The organism is Microbacterium sp. Leaf161 (assembly GCF_001423645.1).
Taxonomy (GTDB): Bacteria; Actinomycetota; Actinomycetes; order Actinomycetales; family Microbacteriaceae; genus Microbacterium; species Microbacterium forte.
Genome location: NZ_LMOW01000001.1, coordinates 548491 through 564794, shown reverse-complemented (window position 1 = coordinate 564794; position 16304 = coordinate 548491). Strand labels below are relative to the sequence as shown.

Here is a 16304-nt window from a genome sequence, read left to right as displayed (position 1 = left end):
CCACCGGGCGAATCGTCGCTGCGGGTCGCTACTCTGGGAGCGTGGACGCGGGCGATCTCGGACTGGTGCTGATCCCGCTGCTCGCGGTGGCAGCGCCGTTGCTCGCGCGCGGCATCCGACCCGTCATTCGGGTGCCGATCATCGTGTTCGAGCTCGTGCTCGGGATTCTCGCGGGGCCTGCCGTGCTCGGCTGGGTCGAGCCGACGCCCATCCTCGAGAAGCTCAGCGATTTCGGGCTCGCGATGCTCTTCTTCATGGCCGGATCCGAGATCGACTTCCGCGCCGTCTCCGGGCGCCCGCTCGCGCGCGCCTCGATCGGCTGGAGCATCAGCGTCGTGCTCGGGATCGCGATCGGCTTCTTCCTCGCACCCGGCGAGGGGATGGTCGTGATCGCCATCGCGCTCAGCTCCACCGCACTCGGCACGCTGATGCCGATCCTGCGGGACGCGCGGGAGACGGACACTCCTTTCGGCCGCGCGGTCACCGTGATCGGCGCCGTGGGAGAGTTCCTGCCGTTGATCGCGATCTCGCTCTTCCTCAGCACCCGCACCACGCCGCTCGCCACCGCCGTGCTGCTCGCCTTCGTGGCGCTGGCGGGTCTCGCCGTGTGGATGGCCCATCGGATGCAGCATGGGCGCCTGCACGCGTTCGTGCGCGCCACGCTGCACACCTCCGATCAGTTCGGCGTGCGCTTCGTGCTGCTGCTCATCGCCGCGCTGGTCGGTCTCAGCGTCATGCTCGATCTCGACATGCTGCTCGGCGCCTTCGTCGCGGGAGCCGTGTGGCGCATCATCATGGCGCGCGCGCCCGAGAAAGACGCAGCGGCGATGGAGACGAAACTCGAGGCCATCGCATTCGGGCTCTTCGTGCCGATCTTCTTCCTCTACACCGGCGTGAACTTCGACCTCCAGGCGCTCACCGGCTCGGCTTCGGCGATGGTGATGCTGCCCCTCTTCCTCGTTGCGCTGCTCGTGCTCCGGGGCACCACTGTCCAGCTCTCTGCCCCACCCGGCACGAGCGTCAGGGACCGCACGGCGCTCGGGCTGCTGGCCGCCACAGGGCTGCCCATCATCGTCGCGGTGACGGCAATCGGGGTGGACCACAAGATGATCGACACCGGCACGGCCGCCGCACTCGTCGGCGCGGGGATGCTGTCGGTGCTGCTCTTCCCGCTGCTCGGCATGCTGATCCGCGGCGACGCGGCGCGATTGGTCGACCCCGAGCTGGTTCGCGTGCGACCTCAGGGGGAGCTGTGACGACGGCATCCGCGCTGATCGCCGACGCCGTGCGTGCGCTCTCAAGGCTGCCCCAAGAGGGACTCGGCGAAGAGCGGGAGTCGCGGTGGCGCGGACGCCGCATCGTGCGCGTGGGCGCGGCCTGGCACATCGGAGTGCTGCTGCTGACCGAGACGCAGGCTCTGGCGACCGCCGAGGTGCTGCGCGCTGCGGACCCTGGCCGCCGCGGCTATACGGCCGAGTCAGCCCGCGAGCGCGCCGAGCGTCGCGCGCTGGCTCTGCGCGGCGGATTCGATGAGGGCGACGTCGTGCATGTCGGGTGGTCGGCGATCGACCTCGACGCCGTGGATGCGGGCAGGGCATCGGGGCCGCTCGCGATGATCGACGCCGTGCCGTCGGTGCGGTGGAGCACTGCCGGCGGGTGGATGCCGCTCGAGGCATACCTCCGCGAACGTGTGGAGCTGCTGCGCGGCTGAGGGCGGGCTCGCCCGCTCGGTGTCAGGCCGCGGCGAATGTCTGCGCGAAGCGGCGCAGCAGCGCCGCACCCTCGGTGACTGAGGCTGCGAGCACCTGCCCCTGCACCTCGTCGAACTCGTCGGGGTCGAAGTACCCGGTGGTGCGATAGAACGTCATCCGGTCGGCGAAGTCCCTCGGGGTCGGCTCAGGGTGGAACTGCGCCGTGTAGAGGTGAGTTCCGACGCGATACGCCTGCACCGGGCAGGTGTCGTTCGTGGCGAGAAGAACCGCACCCTGCGGCAGAGCAGCAGCGCTCTCCTTGTGGGCTGTGAAGACCGTGAGCGCGGGGGAGCTCGGGCCGAACACCGGATCGGCTGCGCCGGCCTCGGTCGTCTCGATCACTGTGGCGCTGGCCGATTCAGGAGTGTCCACGGTGACCTCGCCGCCGAGCATCCGCGTCACCACACCGATGCTGAAGCACGTGAAGAACGCCGCGATCCGGCCCTCGATGGCCAGGCGGGCGATGTGCTCGAGGTCTGCTTCGACGCGGAGCTGCACCGCGGACTTCTCAGCATCGCTCACGTTGAACGGAGAGCCGCCGACCACGACACCGGTGTATCGCGCGAGGCGAGCGGGGTCGAGGGGCTCGGCGAGCAGGTCGAGGCGGTCGACGACGTCGACGCCGAGCGCCCGTCGGAACGAGGCGTGCTCGGCATCCGCCGCCCCGAGCTCGGGGCGCACACAGACGTAGAGAAGCGAGACCACCACGAGAGTCTAACGACGACCGGAGGGGGTCGCCGTCATCGCTGTCATCGGGACGTCACGCTCGCATCACCGTGACGAGTTGGATGTGCGACCGCGCACGATCCCGATGAACGTCTCGACGTCGGGTGTGGTGTGGTCGCGGCGCCACGCGAGGGCGACTGTCGAAGTCGGGCCGTCGACGAGGAGTCGATGGCCGACATCCTTTCGGTGGTTCACGCGCGCGAGAGACATGGGCAGGACCACGATCCCTGTTCCGGCGGCAGCGGTCGGGATGGCTTCTGCGACGGTCAGCGGCGCGAACGTCGGGGAGAGGGCACCCGGGATGTCGATCGGGCCCAGCGGGTCGTCGGTGGGGATCATCACGACCTCACCCGCGAGGTCGGCGATGGTCAGCTCGTCGGCCGCGAGCAGGTGCGAATCGATCGAGGCGACCACGACGGGCACCTCGTCGTACAGCGTGATGACGTGCAGGGTCTCGTCGGTCAGCGGCAGGCGCACCAGCGCGGCGTCGAGGTCGTCGAGCGCCTCGCGCTGAGCGGCGACCTCCACAGGCACGAGCTCGACGGGCACGTGCGGCATCCGCCGCTTCCAGGCGTCGATCCACTTGCCGGGTGTGGCGCCCGGCACGACTCCGAGTCGGAACGTGCGCGGCTCGTCGGACTCGGGTTCCGGCGCATCGAAGACGACCTTGGCTGTCTTCTTCGGCGGCTTGGGCGGCGGGAACCGCTGCGCCGGTGCCGCCCTGTTGCGTCGCACGGGCGAGCCTTTGCCGGCACGCCCTGCCGGTCGTCGTCCCTGAGTCGCCATGTGCTCCAGGGTACCCGGCGCACGCGGTGAGACGGTCTGAGATCGCGGCCGTGATCAGGCCGCGAGCCACAGCCCCTTCGGGTCGGTGGCGACCGTCAGACCGGCGGCGACCGTCTCGTCGTCGCCGATGCGCGCGCCGCGGACGATGCGAGCACCCGCTCCGACTTCGGTGCGGACTCCGATGTGCGCGCCGTCTCCGACGGCAGCGCCCTGGCCGATGTGTGCGTGCGCGTCGACGTGCGCACCCTCGCCGATCACGGCATCCGGTTCGATCCACGCGCCACGCGCGATGGTCGCCCCCGCGCCGATACGCGCGCCGGGTTCGATGTAGGCGCCCGCTTCAACATGCGCCTTCGGATGGACCTTCGCGCCATGCGCGACGAGACCGCGACCGTTGGCGTGCTTGCGATACCGCAGCGTCGCGCCCTGGTCGTTCTCGATGTCGACGTAGTTCTTGCCCACGATTCCTCCCCGTGTTCCGGAGTGCTCCGGATATATCAATAACCACGGGTGTGCCGGATTCATTCCCGAGCATGGATGCAGGTCAGCGCTGACACACGGGACACCAGAAGGTGATGCGTTCACGGGTCGGATCCGCGCCCAGTTCGCCGCGCTTGATGAGCGTTCCGCAGCGACGGCATGGCTTGCCGGCACGGCCGTAGACCCACGTCCCCTGACCGGGCCGATCGACTCCCGTGAAGGTCCGGTGACGACGATCGCGGTTCACTCGGATCGTGCGCACGCCGAGGTCGAGCAGTGCGGGCACGTCGACCTCTGGCGCGGGGGTGGTCGGCAGGATCCCGCGCAGGAACAGGAGTTCGGCGGCGTACTCGTTGCCGAACCCGGCGACGTTGCGCTGGTCGAGCAGGGCGACGTGGATGCTGCGGGAATCGGCGCTCACGCGCCTGGCGGCCTCGACGGCGTCCCAGTCGGGACCGAGGGGATCGGGCCCGAGGTATCCGACGAGCTCGTCCTCTTCGCGCGTCGGCACCACCTCGATCTCGGCCAGGTCGATGCCCACCGCCTCGCGCTGCGCGGTGCCGACGATCGCGCGCACCTTGAACGCCGGATGCCGCCACTTCTCGCCTGTGCGGTAGACCAGCCAGGCCCCGTCCATGCGCAGATGGGAATGCAGTGTGCTGTCGCCGATGCGCAGCAGCAGGTGCTTGCCGCGAGCGATCGAGGAGAGGATCGGCTGACCCGTCAGATCGAGAGTCGCGAAGCGCGGGACGCGCAGGTCGAAGCGCGCCACCTCGGCGCCGACCAAGGCCTCGTCGAGACGTTTCGCCGTCCGGAAGACGGTATCGCCCTCGGGCATCAGACGTGCCCTGAACCGGCGGGCGGCGGAAGCGGCGCGGAGACGCTGCCCGGCGCGGGCGGCGCGGGCGGCGCGGGCTGCGCGCGCTGTGCCGGCTGCAGGGGCGGTGCGGGCTGTGCGGGCTGTGCCGGCTGCGGGGTCGCGAGCGGAGGCGAGGTCTGCTGCGCCAGGGGCGTGCGCTCGAGCATGGTGCGCGCGAGAGTCGTGGCGCCTGCCACGGCGGCGGGCATGACGGCCACCGCACCTCCGGGGATCAGGAAGCAGAGTTGCGTCGCGACGCCGAAGCCGAGCACCCGCGCGCGATTGCCGCGGAACAGCACTGCACGGTCGGCGGGAGTGAGTTCGCGGGCGTCGAAGGCTCGCTGCGTGAGCTCGCGTGCGAGCATGCGGCCCGAGAGCACGACGCCTCCGACCGCTGCGAGGACGCCGCCCACGAGAGGGACGAAGCCGAGCACCAGCACGAAGATCGCGATGAGGATGCCGAGGAGCACCAACCGCAGTCCCTCACCGACCGCCATCCAGAATCCGCCGCCGTCGGAAGGCGGCGCGTCGCCGAGGTCAGCCTCGACGGCCCGCCAGATGCGCTGGTAGAACGGGTCGCCGATGGCCAGGGCGAGGGCGCTGAACACCGCACTGGCCAGGGCGAGCGCCGCGGCGAAGATCACGATGCCGACAGCGGCCCGGAAGACCGATCGCCACTCGGCGATCCAGCCGTCGGCGAAGGGTGTCACGGCGTCGGAGATCGGCCCGAGCGACAGCGCGAGCGGCACGAGACCGGCGAGCAGCACCAGCGCCGCGATGAGTCCTGGCACGAGTCCGAGGGCCATCAGCCCGGGGCGGCGTCGCCAGGTGCCGAAGCCGCGCAGCAGCGTGCGGATGCCGTAGACGAACTCCCCGATCATGCGTCCAGCCTAGAAGCAGCGGTCATGGCGGCGCTCAGATCACCTTGCGCAGCGTGTAGCCGCGGGGCGTGGCGACGAACCCGGCCTCCTGCAGCGCGAGGGCGAGCTCGGTGCCGTAGACGCCTTCGCCGTTGACCTTCTCGACCGTGAGGGTGTCGAGGCGCCGGGCGCGCGCCGTCGCGGCGAGGTCGGATCCCGCGGCTCGCAGCACCTCGGAGTCGTCGGTGAAGCACAGCACCGTGCGCCCGCCGCGTTCGAGGTAGAGCACGAGTGAACCGTCGACGAGCACCACCAGGCCGCCGGCCTTGCGCCCAGGACGATGCGACACCTCCTCGCGCTTGGGCCACCCGAGCGCTGCGCCGTAGGGATTGGCGGGGTCGGTCGCGGCGAGCGTCACGGCCTTGCGCGGGGGCGGGTCGGCGAGCCCCGCGAACGTGCGCAGGCGGTCGACGGTGGCGGATGCCGCGAACTGCGCGGCACCCAGCCTCTCGATCACGTAACCGCGTCGGCAGTGCCCGGCCTCTTCGAATCCCGCGAGCACCCGGTATGTCTGCGCGAAGCCGCCCGGCACGCCCTCGGCCTGCACGGCGCCGCGGGTGACCACGCCGTAGCGGTCGAGCAGCAGGCCGGCTGTGACGGTCGCCCGCCGAGCGGCATCCGTGTCGACCGAGGGGAGCAGCGACCAGCGTCCGCCGATCGATGACGGGCGCGCCGCAGTGCGCGCGAGCGACATGCCCCGGTAGGTGCGAGTGCGCGGGGCGCGTCTGGTCACGCGGTGAGCCTGCGACCCCCCGGCCAGCAGCGACCGGATCGGGGCGAAGGTGTCGTTCGTCACGCGCCCCGCCCAGGTCAGCGACCACAGTGCCTCGAGCACGGACTGCTCGTTCTCGGCTCCGGCCATGTCTTTCAGCTGGCCGGCGAAGTACGCCCCGCCCGCCTCGAGTGCGGCGAGCACCCGGGCCTCGAGCGAATCGGTGGCGATCTCGTCGTCGGGTTCGGGGAGTGTGAAGGGCGCGAGATCGACAGGGTGCAGCGAGACCCAGCCGTCACGACCGGGCAGCGTGCCGTGGCCCGACCAGATGACCTCTCCCGCGGCCGTGAGCTCGTCGAGCAGGGCGGGGGAGTAGTCCCGCACTCGAGAGGGCAGCACGAGCGACTCCCAGGCGCTCGCGGGAATGGGCACCCCGGCGAACTGCTCGATCACGGCGAGCACGCCGTCGAGTCCTTCGAGCGGGCGGCCGAGGTGCTGCCAGTCGGGCAGGAAGCGCGCATACGCCTCGGGCGACACCGGTTCGACGCTGCCTCGGATCGCGGCGAGCGACCGCATCCGCAGTCGGCGCAGCACCTCGGTGTCGCACCACTCGGTCTCGTTGCCCGTGCCGGAGGCCTCTGGCAGGAAGTAGCCGCTGGTCAGTCGACCCGAGTGCTCCAGCCTCTGCAGCGTGTGTCGCGCGACCGCGGCGCCGAGGCCGAAGCGCGTCGCGATGGCATCCGTCGTGAAGGGGCCGTGCGTGCGGGCGTACCGTGCGACGAGATCGCCGAGCGGATCGGCGAGGGGTTCGAGGAACGCGACGGGGATGCCGGTGGGCAGCGCCGCGCCGAGCGCATCGCGCAGGCGGCCGGCGTCTTCGATCGCGGCGACGCGCGTGGTGCCGGCGACGGTGACCGGGATCGCGCGGCGCGCGTCGATCAGCGCGGCGAGGTGGTCGGAGGCCGAACCGGTCTCGGGGTCGAGTCGCGCGTCGATCTCGGCCGCATCCATCGGACCCAGCATCCGCAGCAGGTCGGCGACGCCCTCGAGACCTCGCGCATGGCGCTCGGGGTCGAGGCGCTGCGCCTCGCGCTCGAACTGCGCGATGACGTCGGGGTCGAGCAGCTCGCGGAGCTCGACCGTGCCGAGCAGCTCGCCGAGCAGCGCCGGGTCGACCGAGAGAGCGGCCGCCCGACGCTCGGCCAGCGGCGAATCGCCCTCGTACATGAATGCGCCGACGTAGCCGAAGAGCAGGTCGCGCGCGAACGGCGACGGCTGAGACGGCTGGGTCTCGACGAGTCTGATGCGTCGGTCGGCGATCGATACCGCGAGCGTGCGCAGCGACGGCAGGTCGTAGACGTCCTGCAGGACCTCGCGCAGGGTCTCCAGGATCACCGGGAATGTCGGATGCCGGCGGGCGACTTCGAGCAGCTGCGCCGAGCGCTGTCGCTGCTGCCACAGCGGAGTGCGCTTGTTCGGGTTCATCCGCGGCATCAGCAGGGCGCGGGCGGCGCACTCGCGGAACCGGGAGGCGAACAGCGCGGATCCGCCGACCTCCTGCGTGACCAGCTGCTCGAGCTCGTCGGGGTCGAACACGAAGAGCTCGGCGCCGGGAGGCTCGGCCTCGGCATCCGGAATGCGCACGATGATGCCGTCGTCGCTCGCGACCGCCGAGCCCTCGACTCCGAGGCGCTCGCGGATGCGGGCGTTGATCGCCAGAGCCCACGGCGCGTGGACCTTCATGCCATAGGGGGAGTGAAGGATGACCCGCCAGTCGCCGACCTCGTCGCGCCCGCGCTCGACCGTGAGGGTGCGGTCGGTCGGCAGGGTGCCTGTCGCCTCGCGCTGCTCGGTGAGGTGCGCCATCAGGTTCATCCTGGCCTGCTCGTCGAGACCGGCGTCGATCAGACGTTGAGCCGCCTTCTCAGGGGTCGCCGCCGACACCTCGCGTGAGAACCTGCCGAGCGCCTCGCCGAGTTCGAACGGGCGGCCGATTCCGTCGCCGTGCCAGAACGGCACCTTGCCCGGCTGGCCGTATGCGGGAATCACGTTGACGCGGTCATGCGTGATCTCGGCGATGCGCCAGCTCGTCGTGCCGAGCGTGAACACATCGCCGACACGTGACTCGTAGACCATCTCCTCATCGAGCTCGCCGACGCGGGCACCGGTCGACTCGCCGGCGACGAAGACGCCGAAGAGTCCGCGGTCGGGGATCGTGCCGCCGCTGGTGACGGCGATGCGCTGCGCGCCGGGACGCCCGGTCAGCGTGCCGGCGTCTCGGTCCCACACCAGTCGAGGGCGCAGCTCGGCGAACTCGTCGGAGGGATAGCGCCCGGCGAGCAGGTCGAGCGTCGCCTCGTAGGCCGACCGCGGGAGGGACTGGAACGGCGCCGAGCGGCGCACGGTCTCGAACCACTCCTCGACGCTGATCTCGCCGAGGGCGCTCGCCGCGACCGTCTGCTGCGCGAGGATGTCGAGCGGGTTGCGCGGCACCTGGATCGCCTCGATCTTGCCGGCCAGCATCCGCTCGGTGACGATCGCGGTGTGCAGCACATCGCCCCGGTGCTTGGGGAACAGCGCAGCGCGGCTGATCTCGCCGACCTGGTGACCCGCTCGACCGACTCGCTGCAGACCGGAGGCCGCCGAGGGCGGTGCCTCGACCTGGATCACCAGGTCGACCGCGCCCATGTCGATGCCGAGCTCGAGGCTGCTCGTCGCGACGACGCACCGAAGGACGCCGGACTTCAGCTCCTCCTCGACCTGCGCCCGCTGCTCTTTCGAGACCGAGCCGTGATGTGCCTTGGCGAGCACGGGGTCGGCGCCGCCTGTCGCGCCCGCCTGCGCCATCATGGCCGCAGGCACCGATGCCTCGGGCAGGGCGACGCCGATGCGCTCGGAGTAGATCTCGTTCAGTCGCCCGGTGAGCCGCTCGGCCAGCCGTCGTGAGTTCGAGAACACGATGGTCGACTTGTTCTGCAGGATGCGGTCGACGATCGCCTCCTCCACGTGCGGCCAGACGGAGCCGGTGACCTCGGTGTATTCCGCATCGGCGGCATCGCCGGCGTCCTTCGGCGCCCCGGGAGGCGGCGGCGGATTGGTCATGTCGTCCATCGGGACGACGACGCCCAGCTCGAACGTCTTCGATGCGGGCGGGGCGACGATCTCGACGGGGGCGGCGCCGCCGAGGAACCGCGCGACCTCGTCGATCGGGCGCACGGTCGCCGACAGTCCGATGCGCTGGGCCGGCTCGTCATGGCCGTGAGTGCGGCGCAGCGCGTCGAGTCGTTCGAGGCTCACCGCGAGGTGTGCTCCGCGTTTGGTCGCGGCGACCGCGTGCACCTCGTCGATGATCACCGTGTGCACGTCGCGCAGAGTCTCGCCGGCGCGGCTGGTGAGCATGAGGTAGAGCGACTCGGGGGTGGTGATGAGGATGTCCGGAGGATCGGAGACCAGCTTGCGGCGGTCGCTCGACGTCGTGTCGCCCGAGCGCACGCCGACGGTCACCGAGGGGGCCTCGACGCCGAGGCGCCTGGCCGACTGCCCGATGCCGATGAGCGGAGAGCGCAGGTTGCGCTCGACGTCGACACCGAGAGCCTTCAGCGGCGAGATGTAGAGGATGCGCGTGCGCGAGCTGTCCCTGGCCCTGGCGGGCTGCTCGGTGCGCTCGCGGAACACGCTGTCGATCGCCCAGAGGAAGGCCGAGAGGGTCTTGCCCGACCCGGTCGGAGCCACCACGAGCGCGTGCTTGCCGGCTGAGATGGCATTCCACGCGCCGCCCTGCGCGGGAGTGGGTTCGGGAAACGCACCCCTGAACCAGTCTTGCGTGGCAGGAGTGAAGCGGTCGAGCACGTCACCCATCAGTCCATCATCACCCGTGCCACCGACATCGGGGCGACCGTTGTCCGCGGAGACGACTATGCGATAGGCGAGATCCGAGGTGGCGCCCGCCTTCCGGCCGGCGCCACCTCGTCAGAGCGCCTCGTGCAGCGCGCCCTCGTCGTCGATCTCGAGCGTGAGCCCCAGGTCGAGACGGGCGAGGAACGCGTCGTCGTGACTCACGACCAGCACCGCCCCGCGGTAGGCCCGCAGCGCCTCGACGAGTTGGTCGACGGTGTCGATGTCGAGGTTGTTCGTCGGCTCGTCCAGCACCACGAGGTGTGGTGCGGGATCCGAGAGCAGCAGCCTGGCCAGCGCCACCCTGAAGCGTTCGCCGCCGGACAGCGCGGCGACAGGGCGCTCGGCCGTGGCTCCCCGGATGAGGAACCTGGCGAGCCGGTTGCGCAGCTCCTTCTCAGGCACCTGGGGCGCGGCATCCGCGATGTTCTCGAACACCGAACGGGTCTCATCGAGCCCGTCGATCCGCTGCGGCAGGTAGCCGATTCGGTCGGTGAGCGCCGTCGCCGTCAGCGCCGGCCGTTCGGTATTCAGCAGGGATTCCTCCGAGTGGGCCGTAAAGCCGTCATCCGGACCCATCTTCGGCATCTGCGCTGAATCGTGAACGCCGGCTTCGGCCACCAACCGTTCGAGCAGCGTCGTCTTCCCCGCCCCGTTGCGCCCGATCAGCGCGACGCGATCCGGGCCCTGGACGATCCACGACCTCTCGCCGTCGCCGATCATGGCGATGCGCCGCGAGCGCGACACCTGCGGGTCCGGAAGCTCGATCTTCATCGACGCGTCCGAGCGCAGACGACGTCCCGCCTCATCGAGCGCGATGCGAGCGGCATCCTCCTTCGCGCCGACCTCGGTGCGCAGCTTTCCTGCCGACACCTCGGCGGCCATCTTTCGACCGTGCGCGACGATCTTCGGCACGCGCTTCTCGATCTCCGCCTTCTTCGCCGTGCGCGACCGGTGCGCGAGCTTGACCTCGGCCTCGATGCGCTGACGCTTCTCCTTGCGGAACTCCTGCTTCGCAGTGACCTCTGCCTGCCTGGCGGCCTCCTGCTCGGCGTCCAGCCAGGCTCGCCATTCGGAGTACGGGCCCCCGAACACGCTCAGCGTCTGGGCGTAGAGCTCGGCGGTGTCGTCCATCAGCTCGAGCAGCGAGAGGTCGTGGCTGACCACGATGAGCGTGCCCTTCCACGACCTGACCATCGCCGCCAGCTTCGCGCGGGCGTCACGATCGAGGTTGTTGGTCGGCTCATCGAACAGGGTGATCGGTGCACGCTGAAGACGGATGCCCGCGATCGCGACCAGCACCGCCTCTCCGCCCGACAGCTCGCCGACACGTCGGTCGAGGAACTCGGGGGCGAGGCCCGCTTCGGCCAGGGACTGCTCGGCTCGTGCCTCGATGTCCCAGTCGTCGCCGACCGCGTCGAAGTGCGCCTGGTCGACGTCGCCCGCGCTGATCGCCCGGACGGCATCGAGGGCTTCGGCGACTCCGAGCAGCTCGGACACCCGGCGGTCGACGTCGAGCGTGAGCTGCTGCGGCAGGTACGCGACCTCGCCTGTCGTGATGAGGGATCCGGTCGTGGGGCTCAGCTCGCCCGCCATGAGGCGGAGCAGCGTCGACTTGCCGGCGCCGTTGCGGCCGACCAGCCCGGTGCGACCGGAGCCGAAGGATCCCGAGACCGAGTCGAGCGCGGTCGTGCCGTCCGGCCAGGTGAAGGTGAGTCGGTCGAGGGTGACCGACGCGTGGAGGGTGGGTACTGACATGGTGTCTCCTGTCGAGTGCGAGGGTGCACTGACACCGGTCGCCCGAGGGCCCCGTCTGAGCGGGGCGCTGTCGGAGGACAGCGGGCGTGGTCTGCCGTGGAGTCGGCGATCGTCGGGTCAGCGCGCGGAAAGGTGAGCGCGGAGGCGACGGATCAGATCAAAGGACTTCCAGACACGGCGGACAGGACTCCACGACGATACCCGGGCGTGTCGGACTTTCGCAACCCCGGGCGTGTCGCAGTTGCGGACCGGCTCGGTCAGGCCTTGGCGGCCCGCTCCAGCCATTTCGTGAGGAAGACGTGCACGTCTCGGAGCTCTTCCTCCGAGATGCTGTGCGTGAGTCCGGTGTAGACCCGCCCTGACAGCTCGGAGTGCGAGGGCAGCCACTCTGCGGTGTGCGCGACCAGCGCCTCGGGGATCACCTGGTCGTTCGTGCCTCGGCCCCAGAAGACGTGCGGTCGCGACTCGGTCAGCGCTTCGTCTCCCGGAAGCTCGCCGGCCGCGGCGTAGCCGCTGAGCGCCACCACGGTGTCGATGCTCTGCGGGTCGAGACGCATGGCCTGGAGCGCGACGGCGGCGCCCTGCGAGAAGCCGAGGAGAGCCACCGCAGGAGCATCCTGCCGAGCATCGTCGAGCCAGCGGAGGAATGCCTCTGCCGCCAGCGTCACCGACGTGGCGCTGCGGCCGTCGAGGCCCTCGATGGCATACCAGGAGCGCCCTGGCATCGGCCACGGGGGTGCGAGCGGGGCGGCGACGGATGCCACGGCGATGCCCTCGGGCATATACGGCACCAAGCCGAACAGGTCGTGCTCGTCGGCGCCGTATCCGTGCAGCAGCACCAGCAGCGGCATCCCCGCGCGATCTTCGGTCGACCAGCGCGTGAGGAGCCCGTCGATCATCAGTTCTTCGCTCACCCGTCCATCCTGCCAGCGCCTTCCGACACGCGCAGGCGCTGATCGTCGGATCGTATGCCGGTCGTGGCCGCAAGTCGGTGTTCGGGCGAGGATGCGGCTGGTAGAAAGGAGACATGTCCGTCCGCACACCTGATCCCGATCCCGAGCCCGACGACGGCCTCGAGGGTTTCGGCTCCGCACAGCCCTCGCGCGACTCCAATCCGGGGTGGTTGAGCGAATACGAGCTCGCAGAGGCGAGACGCCACCTGCCGATGCTCTACGTCGAGGCGATCCCGGTGCGCACCGACGGTTCGGGCCAGGTGACCGAGATCGGCATCCTGCTGCGGTCGACCCCCATGGGCGAGATGACGCGCACGATCGTCTCGGGTCGAGTCCGGTTCGGCGAGACGATCCGCGATGCGCTGTTCCGCCACGTCGAGAACGACCTGGGTCCGATGGCGTTCCCGCTGCTCCCGCCCCAGCCACTGCCGTTCACGGTCGCCGAGTACTTCCCGATCCCGGGGGTCAGCGCCTACCACGATGACCGTCAGCACGCCGTCTCACTCGCGTTCGTGGTGCCGGTCACCGGCACGTGCGAGCCGCGACAGGACGCGCTCGAGGTCACCTGGTTCTCGCCGGAGGCGGCGGCGTCAGACACCGTCGCCGCCGAGATGGAGGGCGGGCGCGGCACGCTCATCCGTCTGGCGCTCGCCAACCTGGGTCTGCTCCGCTAGCGGCGCAGTCACCGCATACGCGAGAGACCCACCGTCACGACTTCTGATGGTGGGTCTCTCTCGTCGGTCGCGGGCGCCGCGACCGAATTCTCAGCGCGTGGTGAGGCGCGCGAGCTCTGCGACGAACTCGTCGACGTCCGACTCCTCGGTGTCGAACCCGCACATCCAGCGGACCTCGTTGCGCGCGGCATCCCAGTCGTAGAAGCGGAACTTCTCGCGCAGCCGGTCGGCGATGCCGTCGGGAAGGGTCGCGAAGACGCCGTTCGACTGGGTCGGCTGCGTGAACGACACTCCGGTGATCTCGCCGGCGGCGATGCCGGCCTCGATCGCGCCGCGCAGGCGCTGGGCCATGGCGTTCGCGTGCTGGGCGTTGCGCAGCCACAGGTCGCCCTCGAGCAGCGCGATGAGCTGCGCCGAGACGAACCGCATCTTCGACGAGAGCTGCATGTTGAACTTGCGGGAGTACTGCAGACCGGTCGACGCCTCGGGGTTCAGCACCACGATGGCCTCGCCGAGCATGGCTCCGTTCTTCGTGCCGCCGAAGCTGAGCACGTCGACACCGGCGTCGCGGGTGAAGGCGCGCAACGGCACGTCGAGGGCCGCGGCCGCGTTCGAGATGCGTGCGCCGTCGAGGTGCAGCATCATGCCGCGTTCGTGGGCGTGGTCTGCGAGCGTGCGGATCTCGTCGACGGAGTACAGCGTGCCGAGCTCGGTCGACTGCGTGATCGAGACCACGAGCGGCTGTGCGCGGTGCTCGTCGCCCCAGCCCCAGGCCTCGCGGTCGACGAGCTCGGGCGTGAGCTTGCCGTCGTCCGTCGGCACGGCGAGGATCTTGAACCCGCCGATCCGCTCGGGGGCACCGCCCTCGTCGACGTTGATGTGAGCGGTGGACGCCGCGATGACGGCGCCCCAGCGGGGCAGCATCGACTGCAGGCCGGTGACGTTCGCGCCGGTGCCGTTGAACACCGGGTACGCCTCCACAGCCTCGCCGAAATGTGCGCGGAAGACCTCCTGCAGACGGGCCGTGTAGGCGTCCTCGCCGTATGCGACCTGGTGGCCGCCGTTCGCCGCTGCGATGGCCGCGAGGACCTCGGGGTGGACGCCGGAATAGTTGTCGCTGGCGAAGCCCCGGACGGCGGGGTCATGCTGAATACTCACCGGACAAGCCTATTGCCGGATGCCGGCCGCAGACGCCGCGCTGCGGAACCGCTCTACCGAATGTCCGAGGCCCCGCCTACCCTCTAAGCATGGAGCGCACCGCAGTGAAGACGGCCTTCGCGAACGTCCTCGTCAACACGCTCATCGCGAACGTGACGACGAGCTTCCTGTGGTTCGCGCTGACGTTCTGGGTGTACATCGAGACGCAGTCGGTGCTCGCGACCGGCATCATCGGCGGAGCCTACATGCTGTTCGTCGCCTTCTTCGCGATGATCTTCGGCACGATCGTCGATCGCAACCGCAAGCACACGGTGATGCTGCTCTCGAGCGTCATCTCGGCGGTCGCGTTCCTGATCGCGGGGGTGCTCTACGTCTGGCAGCCCGAGTCGGCGCTGCTCGACCTCGGTGGCCCCTGGTTCTGGTTGTTCTCGGCGATCATCCTGTTCGGCGGGGTCATCGAGCAGCTGCGCAACATCGCGCTCTCGACCACGGTCACGCTGCTGGTGCCCGAAGACCGGCGGGCCAACGCCAACGGCCTGGTCGGCACGGTGCAGGGGCTGGCCTTCCTCGTGACGAGCGTGTTCTCGGGGCTCTCGATCGGCTTCCTCGGCATGGGGTGGACCCTGGCGATCGCGATCGGCGCGATGGTGCTGACGTTCGTGCACCTGCTCTTCATCCGCATCCCCGAGGGGGCACCGCACCCCGACCCCGACGCCAAGAGCGCACTCGACTTCCGCGGCAGCGTGGCGGCCATCCGGCTGGCGCCCGGGCTGTTCGCGCTGATCATCTTCTCGACCTTCAACAACCTCATCGGCGGCGTGTACATGGCGCTGATGGACCCCTACGGTCTCACTCTCTTCGACGCCCAGATGTGGGGGTTCGCTCTCGCGTTCGCGTCGACCGGATTCCTGATCGGCGGCGGGCTCGTGGCGAAGTTCGGCCTCGGCGCGAAGCCGATGCGCACGCTGCTGCTGGTCGTGATCGCGATGGGCATCCTCGGCTCGGTCTTCATGCTGCGCGAGTGGTGGCCGCTCTACGTGATCGGCATGTGGATCTACATGGCTCTCGTGCCTCCTGTCGAGGCGGCAGAGCAGACGATCATCCAGAAGGTGGTCCGCTACGACCGGCAGGGGCGCGTGTTCGGCGTCGCCGCCGCGATGGAGGCCGCAGCCGCTCCCATCACGGCGTTCCTGATCGCGCCGATCGCCGAGTTCCTGATCATCCCGTACATGAAGACCTCCGAGGGGAAGCAGCAGTGGGAGTGGCTGCTCGGCACGGGTGACGCTCGGGGCATCGCGCTGATCTGCCTGTTCGCGGGCATCATCATGGTTGTCGCTGCCACACTCGCGTTCTTCACGAAGTCGTACCGCAAGCTCACCGAGCTCTATGCGAACGCCCCGGAGCAGGATCCGAACGGCGAGGATGCAGCGACCGACGGCGATGGAGATGCGGCCGCGGACGTCAGCGAGACGAGCGAGAGCGCGACGGTCGAGCGGGCGACGAACGGCAGGGCGACGGCAGACGGCACGCGGTTCGCCGATGCGCCGGCGCCGCTGCGCGGACTGCCGCCCGAGGTTCCCGATTCGCGGCGATAGCCGCGGCCGGTCTGATCGGGGCGGACTCGCGTGCGGCG

Annotated in this window: 13 protein-coding genes; 4 read left to right on the top strand and 9 right to left on the bottom strand. The window is 70.1% G+C overall.

The features are described from left to right. Nucleotides 1-41 precede the first annotated feature (41 nt). The gene (locus ASF87_RS02795) at nucleotides 42-1256 is read left to right on the top strand and encodes a cation:proton antiporter (RefSeq protein WP_056376305.1); all 1215 of its coding nucleotides are present in this window, start codon (nucleotides 42-44) and stop codon (nucleotides 1254-1256) included. Continuing rightward, the gene (locus tag ASF87_RS02790; RefSeq protein WP_056373974.1) at nucleotides 1253-1711 is read left to right on the top strand and encodes a hypothetical protein; all 459 of its coding nucleotides are present in this window, start codon (nucleotides 1253-1255) and stop codon (nucleotides 1709-1711) included. The genes ASF87_RS02795 and ASF87_RS02790 overlap by 4 nt, the downstream gene beginning before the upstream one ends. 22 nt (nucleotides 1712-1733) lie before the next feature. Here the strand turns inward: ASF87_RS02790 and ASF87_RS02785 are convergent, their stop codons facing one another. From ASF87_RS02785 to ASF87_RS02750, 8 genes are all read right to left on the bottom strand, one after another. Then, nucleotides 1734-2456, bottom strand: a complete 723-nt coding sequence (locus ASF87_RS02785; RefSeq protein ID WP_056376304.1) for a glutamine amidotransferase-related protein — start codon at nucleotides 2454-2456, stop codon at nucleotides 1734-1736. Nucleotides 2457-2522: 66 nt separating this feature from the next. After that, a complete protein-coding gene (locus ASF87_RS02780; RefSeq protein ID WP_200933688.1) occupies nucleotides 2523-3263 on the bottom strand; it encodes a LysR substrate-binding domain-containing protein in 741 nt (246 codons plus the stop codon). Nucleotides 3264-3317: 54 nt separating this feature from the next. Then, nucleotides 3318-3725 (bottom strand): DapH/DapD/GlmU-related protein, encoded by a 408-nt coding sequence (locus ASF87_RS02775; RefSeq protein WP_042540126.1) that lies wholly within the window; start codon nucleotides 3723-3725, stop codon nucleotides 3318-3320. Between the two features lie 82 nt (nucleotides 3726-3807). Beyond that, nucleotides 3808-4581 carry a DNA-formamidopyrimidine glycosylase family protein gene (locus ASF87_RS02770; RefSeq protein ID WP_056373972.1) on the bottom strand — a complete coding sequence of 258 codons (774 nt, stop codon included), beginning with the start codon at nucleotides 4579-4581 and terminating at the stop codon, nucleotides 3808-3810. Next, on the bottom strand, nucleotides 4581-5483 hold the full coding sequence (locus ASF87_RS02765) for an EI24 domain-containing protein (RefSeq protein WP_082508733.1): 903 nt from the start codon (nucleotides 5481-5483) through the stop codon (nucleotides 4581-4583). The genes ASF87_RS02770 and ASF87_RS02765 overlap by 1 nt, the downstream gene beginning before the upstream one ends. A gap of 34 nt (nucleotides 5484-5517) precedes the next feature. Further along, on the bottom strand, nucleotides 5518-10092 hold the full coding sequence (locus ASF87_RS02760; RefSeq protein ID WP_056373970.1) for an ATP-dependent helicase: 4575 nt from the start codon (nucleotides 10090-10092) through the stop codon (nucleotides 5518-5520). Nucleotides 10093-10203: 111 nt separating this feature from the next. Then, the gene (locus tag ASF87_RS02755; RefSeq protein ID WP_056373968.1) at nucleotides 10204-11886 is read right to left on the bottom strand and encodes an ABC-F family ATP-binding cassette domain-containing protein; all 1683 of its coding nucleotides are present in this window, start codon (nucleotides 11884-11886) and stop codon (nucleotides 10204-10206) included. A gap of 257 nt (nucleotides 11887-12143) precedes the next feature. Continuing rightward, the gene (locus ASF87_RS02750; protein ID WP_235558850.1) at nucleotides 12144-12800 is read right to left on the bottom strand and encodes an alpha/beta hydrolase; all 657 of its coding nucleotides are present in this window, start codon (nucleotides 12798-12800) and stop codon (nucleotides 12144-12146) included. Between the two features lie 113 nt (nucleotides 12801-12913). Here ASF87_RS02750 and ASF87_RS02745 point away from each other — a divergent pair, with 113 nt between their 5' ends. Then, the gene (locus ASF87_RS02745; protein WP_042538622.1) at nucleotides 12914-13513 is read left to right on the top strand and encodes an NUDIX hydrolase family protein; all 600 of its coding nucleotides are present in this window, start codon (nucleotides 12914-12916) and stop codon (nucleotides 13511-13513) included. 90 nt (nucleotides 13514-13603) lie between these two features. Here the strand turns inward: ASF87_RS02745 and ASF87_RS02740 are convergent, their stop codons facing one another. Beyond that, the gene (locus tag ASF87_RS02740) at nucleotides 13604-14671 is read right to left on the bottom strand and encodes a threonine aldolase family protein (protein ID WP_056373965.1); all 1068 of its coding nucleotides are present in this window, start codon (nucleotides 14669-14671) and stop codon (nucleotides 13604-13606) included. A gap of 89 nt (nucleotides 14672-14760) precedes the next feature. On the opposite strand from ASF87_RS02740, the gene ASF87_RS02735 reads away from it, so the two are divergent. Continuing rightward, the gene (locus ASF87_RS02735) at nucleotides 14761-16266 is read left to right on the top strand and encodes an MFS transporter (protein WP_082508732.1); all 1506 of its coding nucleotides are present in this window, start codon (nucleotides 14761-14763) and stop codon (nucleotides 16264-16266) included. Nucleotides 16267-16304 lie beyond the last annotated feature (38 nt).

Bases quoted from the DNA above. Each gene is read 5' to 3' on its own strand.
- ASF87_RS02745 (WP_042538622.1), top strand. From the start codon at position 12,914: ATGTCCGTCCGCACACCTGATCCCGATCCCGAGCCCGACGACGGCCTC.
- ASF87_RS02760 (WP_056373970.1), bottom strand. From the start codon at position 10,092: ATGGGTGACGTGCTCGACCGCTTCACTCCTGCCACGCAAGACTGGTTC.
- ASF87_RS02780 (WP_200933688.1), bottom strand. From the start codon at position 3,263: ATGGCGACTCAGGGACGACGACCGGCAGGGCGTGCCGGCAAAGGCTCG.
- ASF87_RS02770 (WP_056373972.1), bottom strand. From the start codon at position 4,581: ATGCCCGAGGGCGATACCGTCTTCCGGACGGCGAAACGTCTCGACGAG.
- ASF87_RS02755 (WP_056373968.1), bottom strand. From the start codon at position 11,886: ATGTCAGTACCCACCCTCCACGCGTCGGTCACCCTCGACCGACTCACC.
- ASF87_RS02735 (WP_082508732.1), top strand. From the start codon at position 14,761: ATGGAGCGCACCGCAGTGAAGACGGCCTTCGCGAACGTCCTCGTCAAC.
- ASF87_RS02765 (WP_082508733.1), bottom strand. From the start codon at position 5,483: ATGATCGGGGAGTTCGTCTACGGCATCCGCACGCTGCTGCGCGGCTTC.